Source organism: Streptomyces muensis, from assembly GCF_021474425.1.
Taxonomy (GTDB): Bacteria; Actinomycetota; Actinomycetes; order Streptomycetales; family Streptomycetaceae; genus Streptomyces; species Streptomyces muensis.
Map to the genome: position 1 here is coordinate 59,544 of NZ_JAKEIP010000020.1, position 10,335 is coordinate 69,878.

A 10,335-nucleotide genomic window follows, 5' to 3' on the forward strand; every position below is an offset into this window, starting at 1 on the left:
CACCCTCGGCCGCCATCACTCGTAGAAGAGAGGAAACTCCGTGAGAAAGCCCTGGATCCTACCCCTGATCACGCTTGTCGCCGCCACGTTCGGAGCGACAGCGGCAGGTGTGGCTCCTGCCTCTGCCGCCTCCGACACGCCCTTGCGGGTCATGCCGTTGGGTGACTCGATAACGTGGGGTGTGGGAAGCAGTACGGGCAACGGCTACCGGGGCCCGTTGTGGGACAGACTCGCGGCGGACGGCCATCCGCTGGACTTCGTGGGCACGGTGCGGGGCGGTTCGATGTCCGACCCGGACAACGAAGGCCACTCGGGATACCGCATCGACCAGATCGCCGCCCTCGCCGACGCCTCGCTGACCCGCTACCGGCCCAATGTCGTGACGCTGCACATCGGCACCAACGACCTCCAAGGGGCTTCCGAGGTCGACACCGCCATCGCCCGGCTGAGATCGCTGGTCAACCAGATCACCGCCGACGTCCCCGACGCGACCGTCCTCGTCGCCTCCCTCGTCGTGTCCACCAGCAGCTCGGAGGAGCGGTGGCGAGGCACGTACAACCAGGCCACCCGCCAGATCGTCAGCGACGCCCGGGCCGCGGGCAAACACGTCGCGTTCGTCGACATGAGCAGCTTGACCACGGCCGACCTGGACGACCCCCTGCACCCCAACGACTCGGGCTACCAGAAGATGGCCGACGCCTTCCACCGCGGCGTTCAGGCCGCGGACAGCGCGGGGTGGGTGAAGAACCCCGCCCCCGCCCCCGCCCGCGTACAGTCCGGCATCGCCGGCAAGTGCATGGACGTCAACGGCGCCGCCACCACCGACGGGACCGCCGTCCAGACGTGGAGCTGCGGCGACGGTGCCAACCAGTACTGGTCCGCCTACACCGACGGCACGCTGCGCTCCATGGGCAAGTGCCTCGACGCCGCCGGCGGGGCCACCGCCAACGGCACCAAGGTGCAGCTCTGGTCCTGCCACGGCGGCGCCAACCAGGTCTGGCAGCCCTTCAACGGCGGCTACCGCAACCCCGCCTCCGGCCGCTGCCTCGACATCCCGGGCTCCGCCACGACCGACGGCACGCAGCTCCACCTGTGGGACTGCAACGGCGGTGCCAACCAGAAGTGGACCACGCTGACCGCGGGATGATCCGGCTCCCGGGATCCGAACCCTTTCCGGACTCGGATCCCGGGAGAAGCAACAGGGACTCAACGCCCGCTGCCGCGTGAGTCGTCCTCCACCTTCTCGAAGAAGAACTCGTGCTTCAGGAAGGAGACGTCGTACTCGTGACCGGACTGCGGAGGCAGCAGTTGGGAGGCCTGGAACAGGCGCCACCCGTCGTGCAGCGCGGCGAGCCCCGTGGGATAGGGCGGTTCGTCGCTGTCACCGGTCGTCGGACGGGTCCTGCCGGTCCCGTCGTACCGGGACCAGCCGACGACGTCGGAGTCGAGCGCCGACGTCGCGAGATAGAGGACCAGAACCTGCTGCCTCATGCGTGACTCCTCAGGGCCGGCCGGTTGCTGACGCGCGTGACCCAGTACTCGACATCGAAGGAGTCGTCACCGGTCAGAGCCCGCCATAGCAGGACCCGGTTGTAGATCTCCAGGCGGCCCGTGGCCCACTCGTACCAGGGGAAGTACGTGTTGAGTTCCGCGGTCACCGCGGGGTCGTGCAGGTCGGAGACGTCCCACAGACGCACCTGCGGCACGGTTGGGTTGAGGCGGAGTTTGTACATATAACGACGGCCCGCGGTGTCGTTGCGGCGGCCGCTGTGCCAGATGCCGTGGTGCAGGAGAACGACCGTGCCCGCCGGGCAGGTCAGACGGGTCTGACCCCGGAGATTCTGGACGCGTCCGACGTCCGTCTCGTTGATCCTGCGCAGATGGCTTCCGGGCACGCTGAGGGTGCCGCCCATCTCGGCGGTCACCTCGTGCGGGTAGTACATGAGCTGGATGTCGAACGCGTCCGGCCGCACGTCGATGATCGCGTCCCCGTGGAGCGGCTGCGCCTGTCCCTCGTGCGGCTCGCGCACATGAACCGCATGGTGGTCGACGGTCGGCTCGGGGCCGACCAGGCTCTCGACGGCGCCTGCGACGACCGGCAGGGCGAGCAGCTCGTGGACGAAGGTGTCCGGCGCGAACGCCCCGCCCAGCGGAGTGCCGTAGGACACTTCCGGCAGGCCCTCGGCCAAGGCCGCGACGGCCCGTTCATTGATCTCCCGCGGCACCACCCCGTCCAGACGCAGGAACCCCTGCGCGACGAAGCGCGCCACCTGAACCGATGTCAGGAGTTGCTTGCTGGTTGACATGCGACGAACGTACGTGCCCTGCCCGGCTCGGTCGTGGGCTGAATTCATCCAGCACTGGTAATTTTCCATCCTCGTGAAACACGTGACACTACGCCTCGACGAGGCGCCCACCGTGGTCGACGCCGGCATCGGGGTACACGGCGTCTCCACCGCCCACGACGTCTTCCGGCTGCCCGACCTGTGGCAGCTGCACCTCTACAACTACGAGGGCGCGCTGTCCCTCGGGCAGTCCGTGCACCCCATTCGCCCCGGCCACGTCAGCCTGGTGCCGCCGGACACCGAGGTGCACTTCCACTACCGGGGCAGGTCGGAGCACTTCTACGTCCATCTGCGGCTGCAGCAGGGCGGAACCGCGCGGGTGGTGCCGGTGATGCAGGACGCCGCGGCCGAGAGCACACTCCTGGCCGATCTGCTCCGGCACGCGGTGACAGCCATGCCGACTTCTTCCGCACGAGCCACGGCCGAGGTCTGGACCGCTCTGTGGCGCATCGCCGAGATGCCGAGGGGCGAGGGAGCCGGGCGCAGCCACCCCTTCGTGGCCGCCGCACAGGCCTACGTCGAGGAACACCTGGCCGGCCCGCTGTCCGTACCGGACGTCGCTCGCGCCGTCGGAATCTCCCACACACACCTGACGCGCGTGTTCCGTGCCGAAACCGGTCGTACGGTCGTGTCGTACATCCGGCACCGGCGCCTTCAGCGCGCCCGCCACCTCCTGTTGTCCTCCACCCTGTCCATCACCGCCATCGCCGCGGCCGTGGGCATCGCCGATCTCCAGGCCTTCAACAAGGCCTGCCGCCGTGAACTCGGCGCGAGCCCGAGCGACATACGTGCGGCTGCCCCTGCCGGGCCCGCCGGCTCAGGACCGTGAGGGCGCCGGACGACAGCCGCACCTCGGGCCGGGACGGTCCCGCCCGCACGCCTGGGAGCGGGGACGTCACCCCCGCCCCGAACCGTCGCCGCTCCGTCCGCCATGACCGCCGATCGCGGCGCCCACCAGCCGCCTCTCGAAGGACAGCAGTATCTGTTCGAGATCCGTGGCGTCGAAGGACCTCGCATCCGTCCCGAGACTGATTCCGGCCGTCTCGGACATACCCCACACATCGAAGGTGAGCTTCCCGGAGTTCGTGTCGACGGGTTTGGGGAAACGCCGGTAGCGGCTGGATGCCATGGCTCGTTCGAGGTCCTGCTGTGCGCTGTCCGCGCGAGCCCGGATCAGCGTGCGGGGCGCTATGGGGCGGACGTTGACCACGTACGGATTGTGTGCGGAGCGGCCCAGCTCGGCGGAGACCTCGTCCAGGGACCTGGCGTGGCGGTCGGGCTTTCGCAGGCTGACGGAGGAGGACCGGACGAGTGCCGCGTCGACGGCCCGGCACAGCGCCGGGAACCGGTCGCCGCCCAGGGACGTGTCGACCGGGACGAGGGCCCGGCCGGCGATATGGGCCACCGCCTCGCGGCCGAAGGCGGTCTGCCGGTTGGCCATCACGGTGTTGAACACGCAGTTGCCGATGCCGAGGTGCTCGGCGAGCGCGCACGCGTACGCGGCTTGCAGGACGGCGGCCACGGATGTCCGGTACTGCTTCGCCAGAGCGGCTGCCGCGAGCGCGACCGCCGTCGAGTCGAGGCACACGAAGTTGTAGACGGCGTCCCCGTCGCGGCTCGCGGGCGCCAGGAGTTCGGGCATGGCCGACTGACGGAGCATGGCCCGGTCATGGATGTCGACACGATGGGCGTGCCGCAGCCCCGAAGGGCTGCTTTCGAAGCTCGCGATCTGCCGCGGCTGCCACCCCGAACCGAGATCGGCACCCGGATCGGCGGCCAGTCGGGCTATGTTCTCGGCCACGATCCGGCCGGCCGTCGTGTCCGCCGAGAAATGGTGCAACGACAGCGCGACGTGGATGGGCCTGCCGTCCACGGTGACGACGGCGGCGCGCAACGGCAGGTCGTCCGGGGCGAATCCGGGCTCCGCCAACCGGAGGGTGAAGGCGCTCAGCTCGTCGTAGTCCGGCGGGGCGTCGGAGGCGTACTCGTCGACCTGGAGCACCCCGGAAGCCACGACGACCGCGCGCGGGTGCCCGTCCGCGTCCCGTGGATACAGCGTGCGCAGCGCCTCGAAGTGGGCCATGACCGTGGCGAAGGCATGGAGCACCGCGGCCAGGTCGGGCGTGCCGTCGAGTGCCCGGCCCATCCGTACGTTCCTGTTGCGGGGGCCGTGGAGATGGGGGTGGCATCCCTCGCGTTCATGGGCCTTCTGCGACCAGGTCAGTTCATGTTCGCCGGCGGTGCCGGCGGCGAAGACGACGTCATGGCGTGCGATCTGTCGCATACCCGCCCCGGCCCCCCTCCGGTACGTCACCCCGCGCTGCGTACACGTCGAAGCGCTTCGACGTTGGCATGATCCCGCGTCGTGTGTCAATCACAAGTCGTCCAGCAGTCGCAAGTCGTCTCTCCGGCGTTGCCGCACCTTTCTGAGAGGTGATCAGAAGACCAGCTCACCTGTGCCAAAGCCGTATAGAGGGTGGGGCCGTACCGCCACCCTCGACCGTGCCTGTTACCGGAACGTGACCTGGACGGCCCGTTGTCGAGCCCGGAAACAGAGTCTTAGTGTCACCGAACGTCGAAGCGCATCGATTCGGATTCCTCCCGCCCTGGGCCGCAACGACATGAGCATGAGCCGCCGAGCCGTCCTGCGAACTCCCCGACAGCGCGGTAACCGAGGCGGGTTGCCTCACTTATCCCGCACCCGAAAGGCAGTACCCGTCATGACCCGTGTCCCGCACCTCTCCCGCCGAGGACTGCTGGCCGCCGGCGCGACCGCGGCCGCACTCCCTGTGCTCGCCCCGTCCGGGGCCTCCGCTGCGACCGCCGCGTCCGCTCGCGCGACCGGGAAGCTCAGACGCACGCCCTACACCTTCCGCAACGCGGAGATAGTCGGCGGCGGCTTCGTCACCGGCATCGTCTTCAACCAGAGCGAACCCGGACTGGTGTACGCCCGTACCGACATCGGCGGCGCCTACCGCCTCGACACGGCGTCCCGGCGGTGGATCCCCCTCACCGACTGGATCGGCTGGGACGAGTACGGACACACCGGCATCATCAGCATCGCCACCGACGAGATCGACCCCGACCGCGTCTACCTGGCGGCGGGCACCTACACCCTCCCCGAGTGGGACCCGAGCATGGCGGCGATCCTGCGCTCGACCGACCGCGGCCGCACCTGGAAGACCACGCCCCTGCCGTTCCGGCTGGGCGGCAACATGCCCGGCCGGGGCATCGGCGAGCGGCTGGTGATCGACCCCAACCGCAACAAGATCCTCTACCTCGGAGTGCGCGGGGGCCACGGGCTGTGGCGCAGCACCGACCACGGCAAGACCTTCGCGAAGGTGACCGGCTTCCCCAACGCGGGCAACTTCGTCATCGACCCCACCGACCCCGACGGCTACAACGGCGACAACCTGGGCGTGCTGCAAGTCGTCTTCGACAAGCGCACCGGCAGAGCGGGCAGGGCCACCCGGACCCTCTACGTCACCGTCGCCGACAAGGACAACATCCTGTACCGGTCCACCGACGCGGGAGCGACCTGGGAACGCGTCCCCGGGCAGCCCACCGGCTTCATCCCGCACCACGCGGTCCTCGACCACGTCGGCGGCTATCTGTACCTGGCGACCAGCGACACCGCCGGCCCGTACGAAGGCTTCAAGGGCGACGTGTGGAAGCTGGACACCGCCACCGACACCTGGACCCGCATCAGCCCGGTCCCGTCCACCAGCGACGACAACAAGTGGGGTTACAGCGGCCTGACCATCGACCGGCAGAACCCGGACACCCTGATGGTGTCCACCCAACTCCTCTGGTCCCCCGACTGCATCCTCTTCCGCTCCACCGACGGCGGCGCGAGCTGGACCCGCGCGTGGGACCTGGACACGAACTCCGAGCGCACCCTGCGCTACGACATCGACATCTCCGCCGCCCCCTGGCTGACCTGGAACGCCTCGCCGTCGCTTCCCGAGATGGCCCCCAAGCTGGGCTGGATGATGGAGTCCGTCCAGATCGACCCCTTCGACTCCGACCACTTCATGTACGGCACCGGAGCGACGATCTACGGCGCCGACAACCTGACCGACTGGGACAGCGGTGGCACGGTGCACCTGTCCGTACGGGCCCAGGGGTTGGAGGAAACCGCCGTCATGTGTGTGATCAGCCCACCCGTCGGCGCGGCACACCTCTTCTCCGGCGTCGGCGACGTCGGCGGCTTCCGGCACACGGACTTCCGCAAGGCGCCGAAGATGTACGACAGCCCGACCTTCGGCGGCACCCCGGCCCTGGACTACGCGGAGCTGGCGCCCCACACCATCGTCCGGGTCGGCCACCCCACCAGCGGCTGGACGCAGCACTTCGGCATCTCCACCGACAGCGGTGACACCTGGACGCCGTCGCGCAGTGAGCCGGCCGGCATCACCGGTCCCGGAGTCGAGGACCAGGCCGTCGCCATCAGCGCCGACGGCAGACGGATCGTCTGGTCACCGGCCGGAGCGCCGGTCAGCTGGTCCGACGACCACGGAGCGACCTGGACGGCGTCGAAGGGGCTGCCGGCCGGGGCCCCCGTGCGCTCCGACCGCGTGAACCCGGCGAAGTTCTACGCCTACGGCTCCGGCGTCTTCTACCTCAGCACGGACGGCGGCAAGAGCTTCAAGGCCACGGCGGCGACCGGTCTGCCCGTCGCGGGCAACGTCCGGTTCAAGCCGGTACCGGGCCACGAGGGCGACATCTGGCTGGCCGGCGGCACCACCAAGCCCACCACCCCCACACCGTACGGGCTGTGGCGGTCCACCGACTCCGGAACGTCGTTCACCAGGTTCGAAGCGGTGGACCAAGGCGATGTCGTCGGATTCGGCAAGGCCGCGCCCGGCGCCACGTACCCCGCCGTCTACACCAGCTCCAGGATCCACGGCGTGCGCGGCATCTTCCGGTCCGACGACGCGGGCCGGACCTGGATCCGCATCAACGACGACCGGCACCAGTACGCCTGGACCGGCAACACCATGACCGGAGACCCCCGGATCTACGGTCGCGTCTACTTCGGGACGAACGGACGCGGAGTCATCTACGGCGACCCCAGGTGAGGTTCGGCCTCCGGCCGCCCCGCACCGCACCCGCCGTCCCGAAGGGGAGACCGACGTGGCCCTGCCGCCAGGGCAGGGCGGCCGACCTCTCCTCTCCTGTGTGATCCCCCCACTCAGCACACATTCCGGAGGGCTGATGAAATTCCGTATCGGCTGGGCCGCGCTGCTCGCGGCTCTGGCTCTCGTCATCACCCTGCCGAACTCGGCAGTGGCAGCGTCACAGACGTACTGGTTCAAGCACTACTCGACCGGCGGCAACGCCTCGACGTGGTACGCCAACGACAACTCCTGGGGTGTGAACTCCCCGACCGGCACCGGCTTCGTCGCCATGGTCAACGGCAAGGACTGGGGCTGGTCGTCCCCGGTGACCACGCTCCCCAAGAAGATCGGCGCCGTAAACCCCAACAACAACTCGTGGTTCAGCCAGTCGGCGTGGCCGAAGTCCGGCTCGCGCTACAACGCCACGTACGACATCTTCATCGACCCCTACCCCGAGCCGAACAACCGCAACTCCAAGACCGAGCTCATGATCTGGCTCAACTGGACCAACACCCAGCCGCTGGCCGACCGCTACGACGGGAACGGCAACGCGATCCCGACCGTGACCAACGTCAGCCTGGGCGGCCGCAGTTGGGACATCTACGATTACAGCTGGCCGAACGGCGACCACACCCTCAGTTTCCTGGACAGGAGCAGGTCCGGCTGGTGGTCCGGCAGCCTCACCCCGTTCTTCGACTACGGCAAGAGCAAGGGTCTCTACACCAACGACCACTACCTCAACAGCGTCATGGCCGGCTGGGAATTCGGGCCGGGTGACTACACCGCCCACTCCTGGGGCGCCGTGGGCTTCTGACGCCTCGCTGCCCTTGCGCGTCACCGCACCGCACACACCACCGTGCTCGCCGTCGGGTTCGACGGCGAGCACGGCCTGTACCGAGACGGAAAGGACACCATGGAGAACGAGCAGCGGAGCTTCCGCTGGGGTCACGACGCCCTGCACCTCGAGTTCGTCATCGGCGACGACGGCAGCACCCGCCTGACGCATCTCGGACTGCCCGGCGAAGCGGGCGGCGACCCCGGTGCGTCCCTGCCGCTGGTCGAGGTGACGGCCGCGGGTCACGGCCGTGGCTGGTCGGGCAGCCGCCTCATCGGGACCACTCTCGGGGAGCGGCTGCGCCACCGGGCCCACAGCGCGGCCCGCGACGGCGACTGGCTCACACTGATCGTGCATCTTCACGACCCGGAAACCGGATTGGCCGCGGAGGTGACCTACCGGTCGCCGGACGGCATCCCCGTGCTCCGCGGCGAAGTGACCCTGCGCAACGAAGGGCAGACCACGCTGCACCTGGAGTCGGTCAGCTCGCTCGCGGTGGGCTGCCTCACCCCGCGGGACCCGGCGGCCGTCGACGCCGCCGACCTGCTGTGGGCGGACAACGACTGGCTCGCCGAGTGCCGCTGGCAGCGACAGCCGATGCGCCGGACCACACCCGTCCTCAGCGGACGCGTGAAGTACGGCCACGGCAAGGCCGGCTTCGCCCTGAACGGCCAGGGCACCTGGTCCAGTTGTGGGCACCTCCCCATGGGCGGCCTGACGGACCGGCGTACCGGCCGCACCTGGGTGTGGCAGATCGAGCACAACGGCGGCGGCTGGCGCTGGGAGTGCCAAGAGCACGACCGGGCGGCCTACGCGGCCCTGTTCGGGCCCACCGACACCGATCACGGCTGGCGGCACCCCCTGGAACCCGGCGCCGCCTTCCGCACCGTACCCGCCGCCCTCTCCTTCAGCGCCGACGGCGGCCTCGACGCCGCGTTCGCCGCGCTGACCCGCTACCGCCGCGCCCAGCGCCGCCCGCACCCCGACCACCAGCGCCTGCCCGTCATCTTCAACGACTACATGAACTGCCTGATGGGCGACCCCACCACCGACAAGCTGCTGCCACTGATCGACGCGGCGGCCGAGGCCGGCGCCGAGTACTTCGTCATCGACGCGGGCTGGTACGACGGCGACAACGGCGGCTGGTGGACCACCGTCGGCGCCTGGGAACCGGCCGCCTCCCGCTTCCCCGGCGAGAAGGGGATCCACGAGGTGCTGGACCGTATCCGGGAGCGCGGCATGGTGCCCGGCCTGTGGCTGGAGCCGGAAGTCATCGGCGTGCACAGCCCCATGGCCGAGTCCCTGCCCGACGAGGCGTTCTTCCGTCGCGACGGCGTCCGCCTCACGGAGACCGGCCGGCACCACCTGGACCTGCGCCACCCCGCCGCCCGTGCCCACCTGGACCGCGTGGTGGACCGCCTGGTCGGGGAGTGGGGCGTCGGCTACCTCAAGCTCGACCACAACATCGACCCCGGCTCCGGCACCAGCGCCCACCCCGGCGAGACCCCGGGCGCCGGTCTGCTCGGCCACAACCGGGCGCACCTCGACTGGCTCGACGGCATCCTGGACCGCTACCCGAACCTGGTGGTGGAGAACTGCTCCTCCGGCGGCATGCGCTGGGACCACGCGCTGCTGTCGCGGCTGCAGCTGCAGTCCACCAGCGACCAGCAGAACCTCCAGCTCTACGCGCCCATCGCGGCCTCCGCCCCCACCGCCGTCACCCCCGAGCAAGGCGCCGTCTGGGCCTACCCGCTGCCGGAGGACTCCCTGGACGAGGTGGCCTTCACCATGGCCAACGCGCTCCTCGGACGCATCCACCTCTCCGGCCACCTGCCCGAACTGGAGCCCGAGGCCCGCGCCCTGGTCCACGAGGCGGTCGCCGTGTACAAGGCCATCCGCGCCGACCTGCCGCAGGCCGTACCGTCCTGGCCACTCGGTCTCCCCGCCTGGGACGACCCCTGGATCGCCCTTGCCCTGCACACCCCCACCACCACCTACCTCACCGCCTGGCGCCGCCCCGGCGCCGACCCCTCCG

Annotated in this window: 8 protein-coding genes; 5 read left to right on the forward strand and 3 right to left on the reverse strand. The window is 69.8% G+C overall.

All coding sequences use genetic code 11. The features are described from left to right. Positions 1–40 precede the first annotated feature (40 nt). Positions 41–1,147: a ricin-type beta-trefoil lectin domain protein gene (locus tag L0P92_RS08450; protein WP_308289660.1), complete on the forward strand. Its 1,107-nt coding sequence runs from the start codon at positions 41–43 to the stop codon at positions 1,145–1,147. 59 nt (positions 1,148–1,206) lie between these two features. Here L0P92_RS08450 and L0P92_RS08455 read toward each other — a convergent pair whose 3' ends face one another. Further along, positions 1,207–1,491, reverse strand: a complete 285-nt coding sequence (locus tag L0P92_RS08455) for a hypothetical protein (RefSeq protein ID WP_234761885.1) — start codon at positions 1,489–1,491, stop codon at positions 1,207–1,209. Beyond that, entirely contained in the window at positions 1,488–2,306 is an 819-nt protein-coding gene (locus tag L0P92_RS08460) for a phytanoyl-CoA dioxygenase family protein (RefSeq protein ID WP_234761886.1), read from the reverse strand. The genes L0P92_RS08455 and L0P92_RS08460 overlap by 4 nt, the downstream gene beginning before the upstream one ends. 82 nt (positions 2,307–2,388) lie before the next feature. On the opposite strand from L0P92_RS08460, the gene L0P92_RS08465 reads away from it, so the two are divergent. After that, positions 2,389–3,174, forward strand: a complete 786-nt coding sequence (locus L0P92_RS08465; RefSeq protein WP_234761887.1) for an AraC family transcriptional regulator — start codon at positions 2,389–2,391, stop codon at positions 3,172–3,174. Between the two features lie 66 nt (positions 3,175–3,240). Here L0P92_RS08465 and L0P92_RS08470 read toward each other — a convergent pair whose 3' ends face one another. Further along, the gene (locus L0P92_RS08470; RefSeq protein ID WP_234761888.1) at positions 3,241–4,629 is read right to left on the reverse strand and encodes a condensation domain-containing protein; all 1,389 of its coding nucleotides are present in this window, start codon (positions 4,627–4,629) and stop codon (positions 3,241–3,243) included. 436 nt (positions 4,630–5,065) lie between these two features. On the opposite strand from L0P92_RS08470, the gene L0P92_RS08475 reads away from it, so the two are divergent. The 3 genes from L0P92_RS08475 to L0P92_RS08485 form a co-directional block, all read left to right on the forward strand. After that, a complete protein-coding gene (locus L0P92_RS08475) occupies positions 5,066–7,426 on the forward strand; it encodes a sialidase family protein (RefSeq protein ID WP_234761889.1) in 2,361 nt (786 codons plus the stop codon). Positions 7,427–7,562: 136 nt separating this feature from the next. Further along, positions 7,563–8,279, forward strand: a complete 717-nt coding sequence (locus L0P92_RS08480; RefSeq protein ID WP_234761890.1) for a GH12 family glycosyl hydrolase domain-containing protein — start codon at positions 7,563–7,565, stop codon at positions 8,277–8,279. Between the two features lie 99 nt (positions 8,280–8,378). Beyond that, positions 8,379–10,335: alpha-galactosidase (locus L0P92_RS08485; protein WP_234761893.1), on the forward strand; the 1,957-nt coding region annotated here is incomplete at its 3' end.